We start from the raw sequence: 21,952 nt of genomic DNA, 5'->3' as shown, positions 1-21,952 counted from the left end.
GGACGCGGGTCCGGCCGGTGCGGGTGTTCCGCAGCCTCCTGGTCCGCCGGGGGTTCCCGGTACGCCGCCGGGTGGGGTGCATCATGCGGCGACCATGCTGGCGAACCCGAGTCCGGGTTCCGGTCCGGGTGCGGGTTCTGGTCCGGGGCGGGACGCGGGTCCGGCCGGTGCGGGTGTTCCGCAGCCTCCTGGTCCGCCGGGGGTTCCCGGTACGCCGCCGGGTGGGGTGCATCATGCGGCGACCATGCTGGCGAACCCGAGTCCGGGTTCCGGTCCGGGTGCGGGTTCTGGTCCGGGGCGGGACGCGGGTCCGGCCGGTGCGGGTGTTCCGCAGCCTCCTGGTCCGCCGGGGGTTCCCGGTACGCCGCCGGGTGGGGTGCATCATGCGGCGACGATGCTGGCGAACCCGAGTCCGCTGGGCCCCGGGGCACCGCAGCCGCCCGGCCCTCCGGGGCCGGTGCCGCCCGGCCCGCAGCCCGCGTACGGCTATCCGCAGCAGTCGCCGGCCGCTGTGCCGACCGTCGGCCCGGGCTACCAGGCCGTGCTGCGCTACCGCGCGCCCGACGGCTCCGAGCAGCAGCTCATCCGCCGTTCGGCGCCGGGTACACCGCACCCGGAGTGGCAGATCTTCCACGAGCTGCGCGCCATGAACGTCCCCAGCGACCAGGTGCTCGAGCTCCACACGGAGCTGGAGTCCTGCGAGCTGCCCGGTGGCTACTGCGCCCGGATGATCCGGGAGACCTGGCCGCAGGCCCGGATCACGAGCATCGCCCCGTACGGCAAGGACCACGCGAGCAGGCAGGGCGGCATGCGGCAGCTGCTGACCCACCAGGGCGAGTTGCACCAGGTCGCGGACGGCCCGGCGCGGCCCGCTCCGGTGCGCGCGCCGCTGCCGCAGGTACCGCCGGCTCCGCCCATTCCTCCGGAGGGCGTCGCACAGGAGCTGTTGGGGTCGTTCGGGCCGCAGGGCATCTGCCGGTTCGACCAGCGGGCCGTGTCCCGTCAGGGCGTGCCGGAGATCGTCGCGCGGACGCTGGTGTGGGCGGGTCTCCCGGCGGACTTCGGGCCGTTCTTCTGGGCGCAGCCGGCCCAGCCGGTGGTGCCGACACTGGCGGAGCTCGCCGCGCAGCGGCAGGTGCAGCCGGCGTCGGACGCGGGCTCGTACCTGGTCGTGGGCACCGACTTCGGCCGGGCGATCTGTGTCCAGTACGGGACCGCGCACATCGTGGCGGTGCCGGTGGAGGGAGGGCCCGGCGGGCAGCCGATGGCGCCCCAGTTCGTGAACAGCGGGCTGCCGGAGTTCACCCGCTCGCTGGCGCTGCTCGGCCGGATGTGGCGGCTGCGCTTCGGGCTCAACCCCGAGCAGGCGGGCCGCTGGACGGTCGACTTCCAGGCACAGATCGCCGCGCTGGACCCGGCGGCGCTGTCGTCACCGGAGAGCTGGTGGTCGGTGCTGCTGGAGCAGATGTGGGACGGACTGATCTGATTCGCTGAACGCCGCTCGGCGGCGGGGCCGCCGAGCCCATTCGGCGGTCATGCCCGCATGCCGTCGTCGGCTGACGGCCGCCGACGGGGTGACGAGGGTGCTCGCGGCTGCCGGCGTCCTCCGCGGAGCCGTTGTGGCGACGGCGCGGGCATCGTCCGTGCGCCGGAGCGTGCGCCGTAGGGCGCCCGATCTGCCTTTCCGGTCGGGTGCCCGCTTCCCTGTGGCGGAGTGTCGCGTCATGGGTGCTTCCCCGCGATCCAGCACGATGTTCCCGCGTCGACCGCTCCGAGAGGAGTCCAGGGATGAATGCGGGATCGGCTCATGGAGGGTTCGTCACCGTACGAGGCCGCGGCTACCGGCTGGACCAGGTCGACCGGTACGTCGAGGCGCTGACGCGGGAGCGGGACGACGCGTGGCGGCGGGCGGCGCGGTTGACCCGGGTGGTGGAGGAGCTCGCGGCCGAGGCGGTGTCGCTGCGGCAGTTCGCCGAGGCGCTGGGTCCGCCGACGTACGAACCGCTCGGGCCGCGTGCCCAGGAGGTCCTCGACCTGGCGGAGAAGGAGGCGGCGGCCGTGCTGTCGACCGCGCGGGAGGAGGCGCGGGCCGTGTGCGAGGCGGCGGAGGCCGAGGCGCGCCGGGTGCGGGAGCTGGCGGCGGTGCGGGCGGGCCGGACGTGCGAGGAGGCGGACTCGCGGGCGCGGCGGATGATCCTGTCGGCGCGCGCCACGGCGGAGGAACTGCGCGACGCCGCCCGGGTGGAGGCCGCGGCGGAGCGTGGTGAGGCGATGGCCGTTCTGGAGGCGTCCAGGTGCCGTGCGGCGGGGATGCTCAAGGAACTCGACCGGATGCGGGTGTCCCGCCGCTACGAGGCGGAGCGGGAACTGTCGGCGCGGGACGCGGAGTCGGCGGAGCGTTACGGGGGGCTCATCGCGCGGGCGCAGGCCCGGCTGTCGGAGGCGCTGTGCGCGTTCGCCGAGGCGGAGGATTCGGCCCGCCGCGGCCAGGAGGAGGCGCGGGCGCTGGCGGCGCGTGTCGTGGAGGAGGCCGGTGTGCGGGCGGCGCGTGCCTCCCGGGAGACGGACCGGGTGCTGCGTGACCATGTGCAGCGCGCCGAGGAGATCCACGCGCAACTGGACCACATCCGCGAGGGCCTGGCGAGCCTCACGGAACGGCCGCCTTCGCGGGACTGACCGGCTTCCCGCGGCCTGAGGCGGTCGGGACCCGGCGCTGCGGGCGGGTGCCGCGGGCCGCCGTGGCCCCCGGGCCGCCCTCCGTCCGGTCCGGGGCGCCCCGGACCCGTCTTCGCCGCGGATCCGCCCCGCACATGCCGCTCCCGGGAACGGCCGGTCGGAACGCCTCCGCAACGGCCCCCGCTCGGGCCGCCCCGGAACCGCCGGCCGGAGGCCCCCGGACCCGGACCGTCCGCCCCTCCCCCCGGGAGCGGCGGACGGTCCGGGTCCGGTCGAGCGGGGTCAGGAGCGGTCGCCGTGGCCCGTCGTCGCCCCGGCGAGGATCACCGGCTCGATCTCGGCGTACCGCTCGCGCTGGGCGGACGCCTCGCGCGGGGCGCGGATGCTGCCGTACCAGCCGGCGAGGAAGCCGGCGGGGACCGACACCAGACCCGTGGTGGTGTACGGGAACCAGTTGAAGTCGTGGTCGGGGAACACGGACTGCGGCGAGCCGGAGACCAGGTTGCTGCCGGTCATCAGCAGGATCGCGGTGCCGGCGCCCACGATCAGCGTCCACAGCAGACCCTGGCGGGTGTAGCGGCGCCAGAACATGCTGAAGACGAGCGCGGGGGCGACCGCGGACGCGCCGATGCAGAAGGACAGCGTCACCAGTGCCTGGAGATTCCAGTCCTGGACGAAGGCCGCGAGCGCGATGGCGAGGAGGCCGACGGCGCCCGCGGCGCCGCGGGCGATGGCCATCTCGGCGGTGTGCGAGACGGTCGTGCGACGCAGTCCGTGGGCGATGAGGTCGTGCGCCAGGGTGTTGGCGCAGGCGAGGGTGATCCCGGCGACCGAGGCCAGCAGGGTCAGGAAGATCGCCGTTGCGACGGTGGTGAACACGAGGGATTCCAGCGTGTTCGCGTCCGCGCCCAGCACGGCCTGACTGACCAGCAGGAACGCGGTCTTGCCCTGGGGGTCGGCGAGGACCAGGTCCTTGTGGCCGACGATCGCGGCCGCGCCGAAGCCGATGAGGGCGAGGAGCAGGCAGGTCACGACCACGGTGGACACGGCCCAGGACATCGAGCGCCGCACGGCGGTGGCGCTGCGGGCGGTGAACATGCGCATCGTGATGTGCGGCAGTACCGCCGCGCCGAGCACGACCGTGAGCTGGGCGCTGATCATGTCGATCTCGTCGCCGCCGAACTGGAGCCCGGAGGTGAGGTAGAGGTCGCCCGCCCCGCTGCCCTTCTTGGCCGCGTCGAGCAGCCCGGGGAGGCTGAAGTCGAAGCGGTCCAGTACGAGTACGGCGATGGCGGTGGCGGAGCCGAGCAGCACGACGGTCTTGACGATCTGGATGAAGGCGGTGCCCTTCATTCCCCCGATGGCCGCGTACGAGATCATCAGCACACCGAGGAAGACGATCGCGCCGGTCTTGAATCCCTCGGCGTCGAAGCCGAGGACGAAGGCGAGCAGGTCGCCGGCGCCCGCGAGCTGGAAGACCACCAGGGGCAGCAGCGCGGCGAGGGTGACCGCGCAGGCGGCGATGCGCACGGCCGGGCCGGGGGTGCGGCGGGTGAGGATGTCGCCCATGGTGAACCGGCCCGCGTTCCGCAGGGGTTCGGCGAGCAGGAACATCATCAGCACCAGGGAGAGGACGGTGCTCAGGGCGAGGGTGAGGCCGTCGTAGCCGACGAGGGCGATGACGCCGATGGTGGCGAGCACGGTCGACGCGGAGATGTAGTCGCCGGCGATGGCGAGACCGCTCTGCATCGGAGACAGGGAGCGGTAGCCGGTGTAGAACTCGTCCAGGTCGTCGCGGTCGGGTCCGGTCATCACGCACAGCAGCAGCGTCACGGTGATGACGGCCATGAACGCGACGAAGGACATGGTCTGGGCGTCGGAGTTGAAGCCGCTCATATGCGCATGCCTCCCGTGGGCCGGTCCCAGGTGGAGCCGCCGGGGCGATGCCGTACGCCCTGCCGGTCCGCGGGCGTCGTGGCGTGCCGTTCCTCGTGGGCGGCCCGGATGGTCGCGGCGAGCGGGTCGACCCGGCGGCGGGCGATGCGCTCGTAGGCCGTGATGGCGGCCAGGGCCACGGGCAGGGTGAGGAGGCCCAGTAGTACGCCGGTGGTGAGACCGCCGCTGATGCCGTCGGTCATCAGGTCGGGTGCGTAGCCGGACAGGATGAGGAAGAGGACGAAGTAGCCGAGCGCGGTGAGCGTCGCGACACGGCGGAGCCTGCGGTAGCCGGAGCGCAGCCGGGGCAGCCGGTCGTCCGGGACGTGGCCGGACGGCTCGGTGCAGGGGTACGGGGCGGCGGGCGTCTCGCCGAACGGGTCGCCGAACGGATCGCCGTACCCCCGGTCGGGCGGCGGTTGCGGCGCGTGCCAGGGCTGCCTGGCCGGGCCGGGGGGATCGGGGAAGTAGGGGTCGTACGACATCGTGCTGCTCCTTGCGGCGGCCCGAGGGAGGCCGGCTCCCCCGTGCGCGGGCGCGCGGGGGAGAGGGTGTCAGGGGCGTGGAGCGCGTACGTTACTTGTCGGTAGACGGTTGGCGTAAGAGGGTTACCGACCAGGAGGTATGTAGGTTTGGCAACGGTCGTGTCACGCCCCGCACACGTCAGAGCCCCAGGTCAGAGGTCCGGCCGCTGCTCCGTGAGGACCGGGAACCTGCGCGGTGCGAACAGCAGCGCGAGCAGGGCGAGCGCCGCGGCCGCCGCGGCGCCGACGAAGACGAGATCGACCGCCGCCGCCACCGCGCGCCGCAACCGGTCGTGCGAGGATCCGTCCGCCAGTGCGCGGGCGACGGAGTCCAGATCGCCCGCACCGCCGAGGCGGGCCGCCAGAACCGCGTTGGCCAGCGCCCCGAACAGTGCGGCGCCTACGCTCTGTCCCACCTGACGGCAGAACAGCACGGACGCCGTCGTCGTCCCGCGCTCGGCCCAGGGCACGGTCGACTGCACACCGACGAGCAGCGGCAGCTGGAAGAAGCCGAGTGCCGCCCCCAGCAGCAGCATGATCAGCGCCGGCTGCCACGGCTCGCCCGGGTACGGCAGCAACGGGAACGCCAGCAGGACGAGCAGCGCGGCGCCGATCCCGGTGAGGGCCGTGTTGCGGAAGCCGATGCGGTTGTAGAGGCGGTTCGAGTACGCCGCGCTGACCGGCCAGCTCAGGGTCATCACGGACAGCACGAACCCGGCCGCGATCGGGCCGAGTCCGAGCACCGACTGGGCGTACGTGGGCAGGAACACCGTCGGGGCCACCATCAGCAGCCCGAGCGCGCCCAGGGCCAGGTTCACCGCGGCGATCGTGCGCCGCCGCCACACCCAGCCGGGGATGATCGGCTCCGCCGCGCGCCGTTCGACGAGCACGGTCGCCGCCGCGCAGGCCGCGCTCGCCCCGAGGAGGCCGAGCGAGGGCGCGGAGATCCAGGGCCAGGCCACTCCGCCCTGCACGAGTGCGGTGAGCAGCAGCGTTCCGGTGAGGAAGACGGTGAGCGCGCCCGGCCAGTCGACCCGGGGCCGCGGCCGTCGGTCCCGTACCGGCTCCACGAGGTGACGGGAGATCAGCCAGAGTGCGACACCCCCGACGGGGAGGTTGATCAGGAAGATCCAGCGCCAGTCGGCCCAGGCGGCGAGCAGACCGCCCACCGCGGGGCCGGCAACCGCCGAGACCGCCCACACCGTGGACAGCTTCGACACGATGCGGGGCCGTTCCTTCAGCGGGTACAGATCGGCGGCGATCGTCTGGATCGTGCCCTGCAGCGCTCCTCCGCCGAGCCCCTGGACCACACGGAAGGCGATGAGCGAGGCCATGTTCCACGCGACCGCGCACAGCAGGGAGCCGGCCAGGAACAGCACGATGCCCGCGACCAGCACGGGCTTGCGGCCGAAGGTGTCGGAGAGCTTGCCGTAGACGGGGAGCGTGACGGTGACGGCGAGCAGATAGCCCGAGAACAGCCAGGAGAAGACCGAGAAGCCGCCGAGGTCGCCGACGATCTGGGGGACGGCGGTCGACACGACCGTGCCGTCGAGGGCGGCGAGGCCCATCCCGAGCATCAGCGCGGCGACCACCGGCCTCCGGTGGTGCGCGGCATCGACGCCGGGCCCGCCGCCGGCGTGCGGAGCGGCGGTACGGGCCCCGGCCGCCTCGGCGCGCGCCCTCGCCCCGGCGCCGGTTCCGCGCGGGTCGGGATCCGGTGCGCCCGGGTGCCCGGCGGCTGACCGGTGCTCCGGCCCGGCCTCTCCCGAGGGGAAGGCCGGTTCCGTGCCTGCGGGGAGCCCCGGCGCGCGGTGCGGCTCGGCCGCGGGGTGGCCGTCCGCGCGCGGACGGGCTCCGTCGCGTCGCCCCGACGAGGGGCGGTCCCCCCCGCACGGACGCGCGTCGCCGCTTCGGGCCTGCTCCGCCGTGGGATGCCCGTCGGCACCCGGACGGACCCCACCGCCGCGTCCCGGCTCCTCCCCGGGCAGGCCGTCCGCGCCCGTGCCGGTCCCGTCCGCGCCCGTGCCGCCGCCCCCGCCCATCGAGATCCCTTCCCTATGCACGTATCTCCGCGGGACACACCCTCTCACCTCACGCTCGCACCGGGGGAGGGGTGCGCTCTCAGGGGCGGGTGCCGGTCCGGCGTCGCGGACCCCTAGGGGGATCTCCTCACGCCCGGCCGGGGACCGTTCGTCCCCGTGGAGGACGAGCAGGCCACGCGGCCTTCCCTAACGTGGACTCACATCGGCGGCACGGCCCCCGGGCCGCCGGGGTGGGGAAAACCCCCGCCGGGAATTGCGCTGCGCACCAGCGCGCCGGGACCGTTCCTCCCCGCACACTCGTACCGCACACGGCGCGCCCATCTCTTGCCGTTCAATGACATAGGAGACTTACCGTGACAACGGCTGTGACCACTCCCAGGCACGGGGGTACCGGAGGGAGTACGGCCGTCGCGGCCCGAGCGCGACAGGTCGTGAAGGCGTACGGATCCGGCGAGACCCGCGTCGTCGCGCTCGACCACGTCGACGTGGACATCGCGCGGGGTCGGTTCACCGCCATCATGGGCCCGTCCGGCTCGGGCAAGTCCACGCTGATGCATTGCCTCGCCGGGCTCGACACCGTCACCTCGGGGGAGATCCACCTCGACGAGACCGAGATCACCCGGCTGAAGGACAAGAAGCTCACCCAGCTCCGCCGCGACCGGATCGGCTTCATCTTCCAGGCGTTCAACCTGCTGCCCACGCTCAACGCCCTGGAGAACATCACGCTCCCCATGGACATCGCGGGCCGCAGGCCGGACGCAGCCTGGCTGGACCGGGTCGTCGGGACGGTCGGGCTCGCCGACCGGCTCGGGCACCGTCCCAACCAGCTGTCGGGCGGCCAGCAGCAGCGCGTCGCCGTGGCCCGCGCCCTCGCCGCACGGCCCGACATCATCTTCGGCGACGAGCCGACCGGAAACCTGGACTCCCGCGCCGGTGCCGAGGTCCTGGGCTTCCTGCGCCGGTCCGTCGACGAGCTCGGCCAGACCATCGTCATGGTCACCCACGACCCCGTCGCCGCCTCCTACGCCGACCGCGTGCTGTACCTGGCCGACGGCCGGATCGTCGACGAGATGCTCGATCCCACCGCCGAGCAGGTCCTCGACCGTATGAAGGACTTCGACGCCCGGGGACGGACCTCGTGACCGTGCTCAAGACCTCGCTGCGCAACTTCCTCGCGCACAAGGGGCGCATGGCGCTGTCCGCCGTCGCCGTCCTGCTGTCCGTGGCGTTCGTGTCCGGCACGCTCGTGTTCACCGACACGATGAACACCACCTTCGACAAGCTCTTCGCGGTCACCGCCGCCGACGTCACCGTCAGCCCCCGGAGTGCCGGGACCGACGACCGGACCCCGCAGAGCGGCCGCCCCGAGACACTGCCCGCTTCGCTCCTGCCGGCGGTGGAGAAGGCCGAGGGTGTGAAGTCCGCCGAGGGTGCTGTCGTCTCCATGAGCGTCACCGTCGTCGACGCCCGCAACAAGAACATGGGCTCCGGCAACGGCGCGCCCACGATCGCCGGCAACTGGACACGGGGCGAACTGCGTTCGATGGAGATCACCTCCGGACACGCGCCGCGCGGCCCCACCGACGTCATGGTCGACGCCGACACCGCCGGGAGGCACGGCCTCGAGATCGGCGACGAGCTGCGGACCATCGCCGTCACCGGCGACTTCACGGCCACGATCTCCGGGATCGCCTCGTTCAAGGTCACCAACCCCGGCGCGGCCGTCGTCTACTTCGACACCGCCACCGCCCAGCGGGAACTCCTGGGCGGGACTGGCCGGTTCACCCACATCGCGGTCACCGCCGAACCCGGGGTGAGCCATGAGCGGCTGAAGCGGAACGTCGCCGAGGCCGCCGGCGGGACGTACCGGTTCCAGACGCAGGCCGAGGCGGCGGACGCGGGCCGCGAGGGCGTCGCGGGCTTCCTCGACGTCATGAAGTACGCGATGCTCGGCTTCGCCGGGATCGCCGTCCTGGTCGGCGTCTTCCTCATCGTCAACACCTTCTCCATGCTGGTCGCCCAGCGCACCCGCGAGATCGGCCTGATGCGCGCCATCGGTTCGAGCCGGCGCCAGGTCAACCGTTCCGTCCTCATCGAGGCGCTCCTCCTCGGCGTCATCGGCTCCCTCGCCGGCATCGGCACCGGTGTGGGGCTCGCCGTCGGCCTGATGGAACTCATGTCGTCGATGGGCATGAACCTCTCCACCTCGGACCTGACCGTGAAGTGGACGACGCCCGTCATCGGCCTGGTGCTCGGAGTCGTCGTCACGGTCCTCGCCGCCTGCATCCCGGCCAGACGGGCCGGGAAGGTCTCCCCGATGGCCGCGCTGCGCGACGCCGGCACCCCTGCAGACGGCAGGGCGGGACTCGTCCGGGGCGGCATCGGGCTGGTGCTCACCGGCGCCGGCGGCGCGGCCCTGTGGGCGGCGGCGAGGGCCGACGAGGCGGCCGGGGGCTCGATGTGGCTCGGCCTCGGAGTCGTCCTCAGCCTCATCGGCTTCATCGTCGTCGGCCCCCTGCTGGCGGGCGGTGTCGTGCGGGTCCTCGGCGCGGTCGTCCTGAGGGCCTTCGGGCCGGTGGGGAGGATGGCCGAGCGCAACGCCCTGCGCAATCCGCGCCGGACCGGTGCCACCGGCGCCGCGCTGATGATCGGCCTCGCGCTCGTCGCCTGCCTGTCCGTCGTCGGCTCGTCCATGGTCGCTTCGGCGACCGAGGAACTCGACAAGTCCGTCGGCGCCGACTTCATCGTCCAGTCCGCCAACGGCCCCATCGTGCCGCAGGCGCAGCAGGCCCTGGAGAAGGTCCCCGGCATCGCCCACGTCACCGAGTACAAGGGCGTCAAGGCGACCATCACCGCCCCCGACGGAACGTCCACCGACGACGAGTGGCTGGTCGCCGCCGACCCGACGTACGCGCAGGACCTGCGCCGCGAGACGGTCGCCGGTGAACTCCGGGCCGCGTACGGCGAGGACGCCATGTCCGTCGGCGAGACCTACGCCGAGAAGCACGGTGTGGAGGTCGGCGACACGATGACCGTGGCGTTCCGGGGCGGCGGGACCGCGAAGCTGAGGGTCGCGGCCGTCACCTCCGACGACACCAACGTCGACAAGGGCGCGATGTACATGGCCATCGGCACCGCCGAGCGGTACTTCACGCCCGAGCGGATGCCGAAGAACACCATGATTTTCGCCGAGGCCGAGGAGGGCGGGGAGAAGGAGGCCTACCAGCACCTCAAGGACGCCCTCGCCCCCTACCCGCAGTACCGGGTGCTGGACCAGACCGACTTCAAGCAGGACCTGAAGAACCAGGTCGGGCAACTGCTGAACATCGTCTACGGGCTGCTCGCGCTCGCCATCATCGTGGCCGTCCTCGGGGTCGTGAACACCCTGGCGCTGTCGGTGGTCGAGCGGACCCGGGAGATCGGCCTGATGCGGGCCATCGGCCTCTCCCGCCGCCAGCTGCGCCGGATGATCCGCCTGGAGTCGGTCGTCATCGCGCTCTTCGGCGCCCTGCTCGGCCTCGGCCTGGGCATGGGCTGGGGCACCGCGGCGCAGAAGCTGCTCGCCCTGGAGGGCCTCGGCGTCCTCGACATCCCCTGGCCGACGATCCTGTACGTCTTCGTCGGGTCGGCGTTCGTGGGACTGGCGGCCGCCCTGGTGCCGGCGTTCCGCGCCGGCCGGATGGACGTCCTCAACGCCATCGCCACCGATTAGTACTGCAACCGGTGTGGACCATGACCATGAGTGCGGCACCGATGGCGAGCGGAGCCGGTGCTCCGATCGGAGCGGACAGGGCGATCACCGAAAAGAGGATGAACGTACCTACGAGCTCGGTCAGTGGTTTCGATGTCTGGGGAATGGCGTGATGGTATGGCCAAATGGGTTCCTTGATCCGGAATATTCGCGACGGTCGCGAGTGGCTGTGTCGGTTCCCGCCGTGCGGATGGTGGAGCTTCGCCCTGTTTCCAGGGCGGACACAAGTTGCCGATGCCCCCGCGTGTTCTCGTAGCGGTGCATTACGCGGTGGGTGACCATGACGACGGGAAACTCGGGTGGTTCCGGCATGACCGTCGCCTCGCGGCAGGTCGGCGGCTCGACGGTGCGAACTGCGAGAGGTTCCCGGAAATGCAGATGCCAAGCCGCGCACACTGAAACGGAATCATCAGGTTCTTCCCTGTCGTCGGCCTGCCGCGGTGATCCTTGGTCCAGGTGGAGCAAGGGCTTCGCTTCAGGGACTCTCGGCGCCCCGGGCGGTGGCCGGTGGAAGCCCGAGACAGGAGGAAAGGCAGCCATGTCCCGCAGTGAGAGCGAGAGCCCGGCGATTCCCGCCCCGTCCGTCAAACCGACCCGGCCCAAGACGAACCAGGACTGGTGGCCGAACCAGCTGGACCTCCAGGTTCTCTACCAGCACTCGTACCGCTCCAACCCGATGGGCGAGGACTTCGACTACGCGAAGGAGTTCGCGACCCTCGATCTCGAAGCGCTGAAGCGGGACGTTCTCGAGGTGATGACGACATCCCAGGATTGGTGGCCCGCCGACTACGGCCACTACGGACCGCTCTTCATCCGGATGAGCTGGCACTCCGCCGGAACGTATCGCATCGCCGACGGCCGGGGTGGCGGCGGCAGCGGCGCCCAGCGATTCGCCCCCATCAACAGCTGGCCGGACAACGCCAGCCTCGACAAGTCACGGCGCCTGCTGTGGCCGGTCAAGCAGAAGTACGGTCGAAAAATCTCCTGGGCCGACCTTCTCGTATTCGCCGGCAACTGCGCCATGGAATCCATGGGTTTCAAGACCTTCGGATTCGGCTTCGGGCGAGAGGACATCTGGGAACCCGAGGAGATCTTCTGGGGACTTGAGGACACCTGGCTCGGAGACGAACGCTACAGTGGCGACAGGGAACTCGCCGCTCCTCTCGGTGCCGTGCAGATGGGATTGATCTACGTCAATCCAGAGGGGCCCGACGGCAACCCGGACCCGGTCGCCGCCGCCAGGGACATCCGCGAGACCTTCGGACGCATGGCCATGGATGACGAGGAGACCGTCGCTCTCATCGCCGGCGGCCACACGTTCGGCAAGTGTCATGGTGCGGTCGGTTCCGAATACATCGGCCCGGAACCCGAAGCCGCTCCCATCGAGCAGCAGGGCCTCGGCTGGCGGAACACATGCGGCAGCGGCACCGGCGCCGACGCGCTCACCAGCGGACTCGAGGGCGCATGGACCACCCGGCCCACGCAGTGGGACAACGGGTACCTGGACAACCTGTTCCGGTACGACTGGGAGCTGACGACGAGCCCCGCCGGCGCGAAGCAGTGGACCCCCACGGACCCATCGGCCCGAGACACCGTGCCTGACGCTCACGATCCTGCCAAGCGGCACGCTCCCATGATGCTGACGACCGACCTCGCGCTGAAGGTCGACCCGGTCTACGCGCCGATCGCGAAACGCTTCCACGAGAACCCGGACGAGCTCGCGACGGCGTTCGCCAAGGCGTGGTACAAGCTGCTGCACCGCGACATGGGCCCCCGTTCGCGCTATCTCGGCCCGTGGGTGCCCGAGCCGCAGCTGTGGCAGGACCCTGTCCCCGAGGTCGATCACCCCCTGGTCACGGACACCGACGTCGCCACCCTCAAGTCCGGGATCCTCGCTTCGGGACTGTCCGTCTCCCAACTGGTGACCACCGCATGGGCGGCGGCGGCGAGCTTCCGCGGCACGGACAAGCGAGGCGGGGCCAACGGGGCGCGGATCCGGCTCGCACCGCAGAAGGACTGGGAGGTCAACGACACGCCCGAGGTGGCACAGACGGTGCAGGCCCTCGAGCGGATCCAACAGGACTTCAACCACACACAGACCGGTGACACGAAGGTCTCCCTCGCCGACCTGATCGTCCTCGGCGGCTGTGCGGCCGTCGAGCAGGCGGCGAAGAACGCCGGGCACGACATCGTGGTCCCGTTCGCGGCGGGGCGCACGGACGCCTCGCAGGAACAGACCGATGTGGAGTCGTTCGCCGTACTCGAACCGAGCGCGGACGGCTTCCGCAACTATCTCCACGGAGAGGAGAAGCTGTCGCCGGAGACCCTCCTGCTCGACCGCGCCAACCTGCTGACCCTGACCGCTCCCGAGATGGCGGTCCTGATCGGTGGCTTGCGTAGCCTTAACACCGGCTTCCGCCGGTGTCCCCACGGGCTCCTCACACACCGGCCCGAGGCGCTGACCAACGACTTCTTCGTCAACCTGCTCGACATGAGCACGGAGTGGAAGACATCGGACTCGGACGAGAACGTGTTCGAAGGTCGGGATCGTGCCACAGGTGAGGTCAAGTGGACCGCCACCTCGGTCGACCTCGTCTTCGGCTCGCACGCCCAGCTCCGGGCCATCTCGGAGGTCTACGCGGCCGGGGACGCGGACGACAAGTTCGTGCGCGACTTCGTGGCGGCATGGGACAAGGTGATGAACCTGGACCGGTTCGACCTCCGCTGACCACGCCCATGCACGTTCCCATCACTGGTGGGCGTGCCGGCACGAGGCCCCGGCGGCCACACCGCCGGGGTCTCGTGCCGTGCTCCCGCAGCGCGGGATCACCGCGGCGTCGGGCGCTACTTCTGTCCGGTGGGCTTCAGCGGTTCGGTCGTGGCCGCCCGGAAGCTGTCACGGTGGCCCGTCTCGTCGCCTCGGACCTCGCGGAAGAAGGCCGCCGTGGCCATCCGCCTTCTCGGCCTTGTCCGCGTACTGTGTGCAGATGTCGTCACCGGCGAGGGCGCGGCGGTCGGGCCGCTGGGGGTGTCGTCGGTGATCAGGACACCGGTCAGTACGGTGACGCCCGGCAGCAGCCCCGCGCCGGCGAGCGCCGGAGTCCTGATTCCTGATCAGGGCCGCGGCGGTCCGTAGGATGAGGTCTCCGGCCCGGTGAGCGTCCTCCACGCGCACCGGGCCGGAGCCGTCGCCGCTCGCGGTCCGGTCACCGGGGGGAGGCCCGTCAGCGGTCGCCGGGGGGACTGGCTGCCGGAGACCGTCGGCTCCGGCGGGCTGATCGTCCACCGCCACCGCCGCCCGCTCGCCGCCGGCGAGGTAGCTGCGGGGGGTCGCGGACCCGCCCGGGCCGGGCTCCGGTTCACCCGCCCCGCGGGATTTCCGGCGGGCGTACCCTGGAGATCCCCGGCCCGGCCCTGGTCCTCGACACAGGGAACCCCAGACGTGTCGGGCTGTTCGCGTTGCCCACCCCCTTACGGACCCCGGACGGATAACCCTTCATGAGCCTGCACGGTCTGCTCGACGCCGTCGTCAAGGACCCCGCCCTCGTCGAAGCGGTGAAAGCCGCGGGCGACGGTCACCGGCCCCACGTCGACCTGGTCGGACCGCCGGCCGCCCGGCCCTTCGTCGTGGCCGGACTGGCCCGCGAGGCATCCCGGCCCGTGCTGGCCGTGACCGCGACCGGCCGCGAGGCCGAGGACCTGGCCGCGGCGCTGCGGTCGCTGCTCGACCCGGACACGGTGGTGGACTACCCCTCGTGGGAGACCCTGCCGCACGAGCGGCTCTCGCCCCGCTCCGACACCGTCGGCCGCCGTCTCGCGGTACTGCGCCGGCTCGCGCACCCCCGCACGGACGACCCGGCCGCCGGGCCGGTCAGCGTGGTGGTCGCGCCCGTACGGTCGGTGCTGCAGCCCCAGGTCAAGGGCCTCGGGGAGCTGGAACCGGTGGCCCTGCGCACCGGGCAGACCGCCGACCTGGAGGATGTCGTCGCGGGACTCGCGGCCGCGGCGTACTCGCGGGTGGAGCTGGTGGAGAAGCGCGGCGAGTTCGCCGTGCGCGGCGGCATCCTCGACGTCTTCCCGCCGACCGAGGAGCATCCGCTCCGGATCGAGTTCTGGGGCGACGACGTCGAGGAGATCCGGTACTTCAAGGTCGCCGACCAGCGTTCGCTGGAGGTCGCCGAGCACGGGCTGTGGGCGCCGCCGTGCCGTGAGCTGCTGCTCACCGACGAGGTGCGGCGGCGTGCCGCGGCCCTCGCCGAGGCCCATCCGGAGCTCGGCGAGTTGCTGGGGAAGATCGCCGAGGGCATCGCGGTCGAGGGCATGGAGTCCCTCGCCCCCGTCCTCGTCGACGACATGGAACTGCTGCTCGACGTCATGCCGAAGGGTTCGATGGCCGTGGTGTGCGACCCCGAGCGGGTCCGTACCCGGGCCGCGGACCTGGTGGCCACGTCACAGGAGTTCCTGCAGGCGTCGTGGGCCGCCTCGGCAGGCGGCGGCGAGGCGCCGATCGACGTCGGCGCGGCCTCGCTGTGGGGGATCGCGGACGTACGGAACCGGGCGCGCGAGCTCGGCATGATGTGGTGGTCCGTGTCGCCGTTCGCCGTGGACGAGGAGCTGACGGACGACAACCTGACCCTCGGGATGCACGCCCCGGAGACGTACCGGGGCGACACCGCCCGCGCGCTCGCCGACACCAAGGGCTGGCTCGCCGACGGCTGGCGCACGGTCTTCGTGACCGAGGGCCACGGCACGGCGTCCCGCACCGTCGAGGTGCTGGGCGGCGAGGGGATCGCCGCCAGGCTGGAGGCGGACCTCGGGGAGATCGCCCCCTCCGTCGTCCATGTCGCCTGCGGCTCGATCGACCACGGCTTCATCGACCCGGGCCTGAGGCTCGCGGTCCTGACGGAGACGGACCTGTCCGGGCAGAAGGCCGCGGGCAAGGACGGCGCGCGGATGCCGACCCGCCGCCGCAAGCAGATCGACCCTCTCACCCTGGAGGCGGGCGACTACATCGTCCACGAGCAGCACGGCGTCGGCCGCTACCTGGAGATGGTGCAGCGCACCGTGCAGGGCGCCACGCGCGAGTACCTGCTCGTCGAGTACGCCCCCGCCAAGCGCGGGCAGCCCGGCGACCGCCTCTACATCCCCACCGACCAGCTGGAGCAGGTCACCAAGTACGTCGGCGGCGAGGCGCCCACGCTGCACCGGCTCGGCGGGGCTGACTGGACGAAGACGAAGGCGCGCGCGAAGAAGGCGGTCAAGGAGATCGCCGCCGACCTGATCAAGCTCTACAGTGCCCGGATGGCGGCGCCCGGGCACACCTTCGGCCCGGACACGCCCTGGCAGCGGGAGCTGGAGGACGCGTTTCCGTACGCGGAGACGCCCGACCAGCTGACCACCATCGCCGAGGTCAAGGAGGACATGGAGAAGTCGGTTCCGATGGACCGGCTGATCTGCGGCGACGTCGGCTACGGCAAGACGGAGATCGCCGTCCGGGCCGCCTTCAAGGCCGTCCAGGACGGCAAACAGGTGGCGGTGCTCGTGCCGACGACGCTGCTGGTGCAGCAGCACTTCGGGACCTTCTCGGAGCGCTACTCCCAGTTCCCCGTCGTCACCCGGGCCCTCTCCCGCTTCCAGTCCGACACCGAGGCCAAGGCGACCCTGGAGGGTCTGCGGGACGGCTCCGTCGACATCGTCATCGGCACGCACCGGCTGTTCTCGTCCGAGACCAGGTTCAAGGACCTGGGGCTGGTCATCGTGGACGAGGAGCAGCGGTTCGGCGTCGAGCACAAGGAGCAGCTGAAGAAGCTCCGCGCGAACGTCGACGTCCTGACGATGTCCGCGACCCCCATCCCCCGGACCCTGGAGATGGCGGTCACCGGCATCCGCGAGATGTCGACGATCACCACCCCGCCGGAGGAGCGCCACCCGGTGCTGACGTTCGTCGGCCCCTACGAGGAGCGGCAGATCGGTGCGGCCGTCCGCCGCGAACTCCTCCGCGAGGGCCAGGTGTTCTACATCCACAACCGGGTCGAGTCGATCGACCGGGCGGCGGCGCGGCTGCGGGAGATCGTCCCGGAGGCGCGGATCGCGACCGCTCACGGCCAGATGGGCGAGAGCGCGCTGGAGCAGGTCGTCGTCGACTTCTGGGAGAAGAAGTTCGACGTGCTCGTCTCGACGACGATCGTCGAGTCCGGCATCGACATCTCCAACGCCAACACGCTCATCGTCGAGCGCGGCGACAATTTCGGCCTCTCCCAGCTGCACCAGCTGCGCGGCCGGGTCGGCCGCGGCAGGGAACGCGGCTACGCGTACTTCCTCTACCCGCCGGAGAAGCCGCTCACCGAGACCGCGCACGAGCGGCTGGCGACGATCGCCCAGCACACCGAGATGGGCGCGGGCATGTACGTCGCGATGAAGGACCTGGAGATCCGCGGCGCGGGCAACCTCCTCGGCGGCGAGCAGTCCGGGCACATCGCGGGCGTCGGCTTCGACCTGTACGTCCGCATGGTGGGCGAGGCGGTCGCCGACTACCGGGCCTCCCTGGAGGGCGGTGTGGAGGAGGAGCCGCCGCTGGAGGTCAAGATCGAGCTCCCGGTCGACGCGCACGTCCCGCACGACTACGCACCGGGAGAGCGGCTGCGCCTCCAGGCGTACCGGGCCATCGCCGCGGCGAACTCGGAGGAGGACGTCAAGGCGGTGCGCGAGGAGCTCGTCGACCGCTACGGCAAGCTGCCGGAGCCGGTGGAGAACCTGCTGCTGGTCGCCGGGCTGCGGATGCTCGCGCGGGCCTGCGGGGTCGGCGAGATCGTGCTCCAGGGCCCGAACATCCGCTTCGCGCCGGTGGAGCTGCGCGAGTCGCAGGAGCTGCGGCTGAAGCGGCTGTACCCGCGCACGGTGATCAAGCCTGCGGTCCAGCAGGTCCTGGTGCCCCGGCCGACGACGGGCAAGATCGGCGGCAAACCGGTGGTGGGGCGTGAACTGCTGGCGTGGACGGGTGAGTTCCTCACGTCGATCCTCGGCTCGTAGCGATCCCGGCGGCTTGCTCGCGGCGGTTCGCAGCGGCTCCTGAGGCCTGCGGCGGCTCGTGGCCGGGGGGTGCGGCGCCGTCGTCCGTTCGGGGCACGGCTCGCCCGGACGGATCAGGCCGGGGCGACGACGGGAACGGGACGTGTTCGGCTTGGCTCGCGAGGGCTGTGTCCCCGCGTGGCCGGCCGTACCGCCCCAGCAGTGAGGAGCCTTTGATGTCTCGTCAGCACGTTCCGGCCGTCGTCGGTCTCGTGGCGGGCGCGCTGGTCACGGTCCCCGTCACTGCCGTCGGAGCCGCCCCGTCGCCGCCTCCGCCGCAGCAGCGGCCTCCGGCGGCCGTGCCCGTGGCCCCCGTGGTACCGGCCGCTCCCGCCGTCCCCGCTCCCCCCGGCGTGGGGGCTGCCGCACCGTCGGCTCCCGCCGCTCCCGGTCCCGGTGCCGCCCCGGTTCCCCTCGCGCCTCCGCTCCTGGCGCCGCCGGCAGCCGCCCCGTCCCCCGCCGCGCCCGGAGGCCCCGTCGCCGGGCCCAAGCCGCCGGGTCCCGTGAAGCCGGCCGCTCCCGTGAAGCCAGCCGCTCCCGTGAAGCCGGCCGTTCCCGTGAAGCCCTCCGCGCTCCCGAAACCACCCGCGGCCCCCGGCGTCGTGGACGTACCGTGCTCGGTCCCGCACCTCCTCACCGCGATCCGCGCGGCCAACCGCACGGCCGCCCCGGAGACCCTGCGGCTGGCGCCGGGCTGCACGTACCGTCTGGCGGCCGGGGCCAACCCCTTCCACCCCGTCAACGGCCTGCCGGTGATCACCGGCACGATGACCGTCGACGGCCAGGGCGCGACGATCACCCGCGTCGCGACGGCGCCGAAATTCCGCGTCCTGCTCGTCGCCCGGACGGGGCGGCTGACGATGCTCGACACCACGATCAGCGGCGGCAGCGCGACCGACTGCCCGGCCTACCCGGACGTCCCCGGCATGGCCTGCGGCGGAGGGATCGCCAATCTCGGCCAGATGTTCCTGACCCGCAGCAGGGTGACCGGCAACCGGGCCGAGTCGAAGCTGTACGCACAGGGCGCCGGCATCGACAATCCCGGCAACGCCACCGTCCGTAGCTCGGTCGTCAGCGGCAACACCGTCGCCTACTCCGGATCCGAGCGCGGCGGCGCGGCGGCGGGCGGCGGTATCGCGAACGACGGGCCGCTGACGGTCGAGGGCGCCCAGGTGATCAACAACCTGGCGTGGGTCAGGGAGGACACCCGGAGCTTCGCGTTCGGCTCCGGCATCGCCGGCATGGCGCAGAGCACCGTCAAGAACTCCGTGATCAGGAACAACCGTGCGTCCGCCCCGGGCGGGTTCGCCCGTGCCGCGGTCACCAACAGCGCACCGGCGGCGTCCGGCCGGATGACCGTCACCGGCAGCTTCGTCCGCGGCAACGTCGCCGACGCCCCGGACGGCGCGGCCCAGGGCGGCGGCATCACCAACTCCGCCCTCATGACCGTCGACAACACCCATGTCAGCGGCAACACGGTGACGGCCCAGGGCGGCACGGCACGCGGTGGCGGCATCCGGCTCGGGCCGCGGAGCGAACTGAAGCTGCTGCGCAGCTCCGTCGTCGGCAACGTCGTCGACGCCTCCGAGGGAGTGGCGCAGGGCGGCGGCCTGGACAACCCGGACGGCGGCACGCTGGAGACCACCCGGTCGAGGATCGTCGACAACACCGTCACCGCGCAGGACGGCACGGCGCTGGGCGGCGGTCTCTACCACGCGGTCGGCACGTCCACGCTGGACCGGACCGTCATCAACGGCACCCGCGCCATCGACGGCGGTGGCATCTTCCGGCGGTCCGGGACCGTGAGACTCCTCGGCTCCCAGGTCATGTTCAACACCCCGAACAACTGCAGGCCGACCGACTCCGTGCGCGGCTGCGTCGGCTGACGCTCGACGGGACCGCGAAGGCCCCGTCCGCCGTGCCCTGGCGGGCACCGGGGGAGTCCGGCACCGCCCGGCTCGCCGAGCTCCTCTGACGCCGCGCCCCGCCCCGACGGCAGGGGGCCCGGGAACCCTCCCGGGCTCCCTGCCCGTTCTCGGGAACCGCTGTCCCGGGCGCCCGCTCCGGGTGACGGTCGTCACCGCCGGGCGGCTGCCGCGCGAGACGACGCCGGGCATCGGCAAGGTCTGGGGCCAGGTCCGGCCCGGCGAGGAGGGCGTTCCCCGGGATCCGTTCCTCGTGCGGGCCGTTGTTCCCTAGGATCCCTGCGTGCCCGACTCCCTGTGCAAGCCGCGCCCGGTTGTGTCCGCCGTCGTCCTGTCCGCCGCCGTCCTCGCCGGCTGCGTACCCGGTTCCGGTACGTCCGGTGGGGGGACCTCCGCCCCCGGCCCGTCGGCGGGCCGCGCGGCCCGCCCGCTCGGCAACCCGGACGGTACGGGGCCGGGTCTCGCGCCCCTGACGGCGGAGTCGGACCGCGCGGAGGCCCGCAAGGTCGTGGAGAGGCTGTCGGTCAAGGGCCGCGGCCCTCGGACGGGTTACGACCGCGACGAGTTCGGCCAGGCATGGACGGACACCGCCGACGGGGTGCCCCTGGCGCGGAACGGGTGTGACACGCGCAACGATCTGCTGAAGCGCGACGGCCTGGACCTCCGCTTCCGGGACGGATCCGACTGTGTGGTCGTCTCCATGACCCTGCACGACCCGTACACCGGGAAGACCATCGAGTGGCGCAAGCGCGACGCCGCCGAGGTGCAGATCGACCACGTGGTCCCGCTGTCGTACAGCTGGCAGATGGGCTCGTCCCGCTGGCCGGAGAGCAGGCGCAGGCAGTTCGCCAACGACGTGCTCAACCTCCTGCCCGTCGAGGGCCGTGCCAACTCGGCCAAGCGGGACTCGGGTCCGGCTTCCTGGCTCCCCCCGGACCGACGGATACGGTGCGCGTACGCGGTCCGCTTCGCCCAGGTGGCGCTCAAGTACGAACTGCCGGTGACAGCGGCGGACAAGCGGATGATGCTGCGTCAGTGCGAGGGGTGAGGGCCGGTGACCCCCGTGGCCGCGCGGCCGGGGGAAGAGCTCCCGGCCGGCCGAGGCGCGGCGGGCCCGGTGCCGGGGCCGCCGCAGCAGTGCTTCTCGGCAGCGCTTCGGCCGAGCCTCGCCGCCCGCGTACGGAAGGGCCGGGAAGGCCGCCCCCTCCTGCGGCCCTCCCGGCTGTCCCCCCCACTCCTCGTGGACCCGCGTCAGTCGAGGTCCACGATGTCCTTCTCGGCCGGCTTCTTCACGGGCACCGGCCGGTCGAACTCCGAGAAGGTCATGTCGATCGGCTCGGTGCCTCCGGTCACCTGGAAGCGGAGCAGGTACGGCGTGCCCTTCGCGGCCACGTGGGCGGTGGCCTTCTCGCCCCGGTAGTCCTCCTTGAGGACCACCGTCGGTGTGCCGTCGACCGTCGAGCTGCCGGCCCGCTTCGCCTCGGTGTCGTCGGCCTCGAACCCTTCGAGGTAGCTGTCGAGGTCGCAGAACTGCGCGAGGTCCTCGGCGTCCTGGGCGTCGGCCTTCTCCCGCACCCACTTGCCCAGGAGCGTGTCCAGGGCGGCCCGGGTCTCCGCCTCGGAGCCGCCCTCGGTCTGCGAGCGCAGCATCTTCTCGTCGAAGCGCAGGTAGACCGTGTCGCCGGTCCTGACGAGTTCCGTGGTGCCCTCCGTGCCCATCTGGACGGTTCCCGCGCAGTTCCCCTCGGTGTCCACGGCGAGGTCCGCACGGACCGGACCGTCCGCCGTCGTCATGGTGACCTTGAGTCTGAGCGAGGTCGCCTTCTTCGTCGCGGTGACGGCCCTGTTGAGGATCTCGGGGCCCGAGAGGCCGGGGTACGGGCCGGACTCCGCACTCGGCCTGCTGTCACCGGCCGTCTGGTCGAGGGGGCCGCACGCCGTCAGGGCGAGGGCGGAAGCGGCGCACAGCGAGGCGAGGGCGAGGTGCTTGGCGGGGGTGCGCGGGGCGGCGGGCATGACGGCTTCTCCGTT

Annotated in this window: 13 protein-coding genes; 9 read left to right on the top strand and 4 right to left on the bottom strand. The window is 72.3% G+C overall.

Annotation, left to right across the window (positions count from 1 at the left end; all coding sequences use genetic code 11):
* Both QMZ92_RS21820 and QMZ92_RS21815 read left to right on the top strand, forming a co-directional pair.
* On the top strand, positions 1 to 1,486 hold a 1,486-nt coding region (locus QMZ92_RS21820), incomplete at its 5' end, for an SUKH-4 family immunity protein (protein ID WP_283299080.1).
* Between the two features lie 302 nt (positions 1,487 to 1,788).
* Positions 1,789 to 2,676, top strand: a complete 888-nt coding sequence (locus QMZ92_RS21815) for a hypothetical protein (RefSeq protein ID WP_283299079.1) — start codon at positions 1,789 to 1,791, stop codon at positions 2,674 to 2,676.
* 282 nt (positions 2,677 to 2,958) lie between these two features.
* On the opposite strand, the gene QMZ92_RS21810 is transcribed toward QMZ92_RS21815, so the two are convergent.
* The 3 genes from QMZ92_RS21810 to QMZ92_RS21800 form a co-directional block, all read right to left on the bottom strand.
* Positions 2,959 to 4,572 carry a sodium/solute symporter gene (locus QMZ92_RS21810; protein ID WP_283299078.1) on the bottom strand — a complete coding sequence of 538 codons (1,614 nt, stop codon included), beginning with the start codon at positions 4,570 to 4,572 and terminating at the stop codon, positions 2,959 to 2,961.
* Positions 4,569 to 5,096, bottom strand: coding sequence for a DUF485 domain-containing protein (locus tag QMZ92_RS21805; RefSeq protein ID WP_283299076.1), 528 nt, complete (start codon positions 5,094 to 5,096; stop codon positions 4,569 to 4,571). Before QMZ92_RS21805 ends, QMZ92_RS21810 begins: the two co-directional genes overlap by 4 nt.
* Positions 5,097 to 5,287: 191 nt before the next feature.
* Positions 5,288 to 6,712, bottom strand: a complete 1,425-nt coding sequence (locus QMZ92_RS21800) for an MFS transporter (RefSeq protein ID WP_502962107.1) — start codon at positions 6,710 to 6,712, stop codon at positions 5,288 to 5,290.
* 818 nt (positions 6,713 to 7,530) lie between these two features.
* Between QMZ92_RS21800 and QMZ92_RS21795 the strand changes: the two genes are divergently transcribed.
* The 7 genes from QMZ92_RS21795 to QMZ92_RS21765 all read left to right on the top strand — a co-directional run bounded on the left by QMZ92_RS21795 (position 7,531) and on the right by QMZ92_RS21765 (position 20,969).
* Positions 7,531 to 8,319: an ABC transporter ATP-binding protein gene (locus tag QMZ92_RS21795; RefSeq protein ID WP_283299075.1), complete on the top strand. Its 789-nt coding sequence runs from the start codon at positions 7,531 to 7,533 to the stop codon at positions 8,317 to 8,319.
* Entirely contained in the window at positions 8,316 to 10,889 is a 2,574-nt protein-coding gene (locus QMZ92_RS21790; protein WP_283299074.1) for an ABC transporter permease, read from the top strand. Before QMZ92_RS21795 ends, QMZ92_RS21790 begins: the two co-directional genes overlap by 4 nt.
* A gap of 577 nt (positions 10,890 to 11,466) precedes the next feature.
* Positions 11,467 to 13,656 carry a catalase/peroxidase HPI gene (gene katG / locus QMZ92_RS21785; protein WP_283299073.1) on the top strand — a complete coding sequence of 730 codons (2,190 nt, stop codon included), beginning with the start codon at positions 11,467 to 11,469 and terminating at the stop codon, positions 13,654 to 13,656.
* 770 nt (positions 13,657 to 14,426) lie between these two features.
* On the top strand, positions 14,427 to 17,957 hold the full coding sequence (gene mfd, locus QMZ92_RS21780; RefSeq protein ID WP_283299072.1) for a transcription-repair coupling factor: 3,531 nt from the start codon (positions 14,427 to 14,429) through the stop codon (positions 17,955 to 17,957).
* Positions 17,958 to 18,172: 215 nt separating this feature from the next.
* A complete protein-coding gene (locus tag QMZ92_RS21775) occupies positions 18,173 to 19,882 on the top strand; it encodes a hypothetical protein (RefSeq protein ID WP_283299071.1) in 1,710 nt (569 codons plus the stop codon).
* Positions 19,883 to 20,063: 181 nt separating this feature from the next.
* Complete coding sequence (locus QMZ92_RS21770) at positions 20,064 to 20,195, top strand: hypothetical protein (protein WP_283299070.1); 132 nt, start codon at positions 20,064 to 20,066, stop codon at positions 20,193 to 20,195.
* A 9-nt stretch (positions 20,196 to 20,204) separates the two neighbouring features.
* Positions 20,205 to 20,969, top strand: a complete 765-nt coding sequence (locus QMZ92_RS21765) for an HNH endonuclease family protein (protein ID WP_283299069.1) — start codon at positions 20,205 to 20,207, stop codon at positions 20,967 to 20,969.
* A 203-nt stretch (positions 20,970 to 21,172) separates the two neighbouring features.
* Here QMZ92_RS21765 and QMZ92_RS21760 read toward each other — a convergent pair whose 3' ends face one another.
* On the bottom strand, positions 21,173 to 21,937 hold the full coding sequence (locus QMZ92_RS21760; protein ID WP_283299068.1) for a LolA-like protein: 765 nt from the start codon (positions 21,935 to 21,937) through the stop codon (positions 21,173 to 21,175).
* Between the last annotated feature and the right edge of the window lie 15 nt (positions 21,938 to 21,952).

It is taken from the genome of Streptomyces sp. HNM0645 (genome assembly GCF_030056615.1).
GTDB classification, from domain to species: domain Bacteria; phylum Actinomycetota; class Actinomycetes; order Streptomycetales; family Streptomycetaceae; genus Streptomyces; species Streptomyces marianii.
This window is presented reverse-complemented; position numbering and strand designations above follow the sequence as displayed.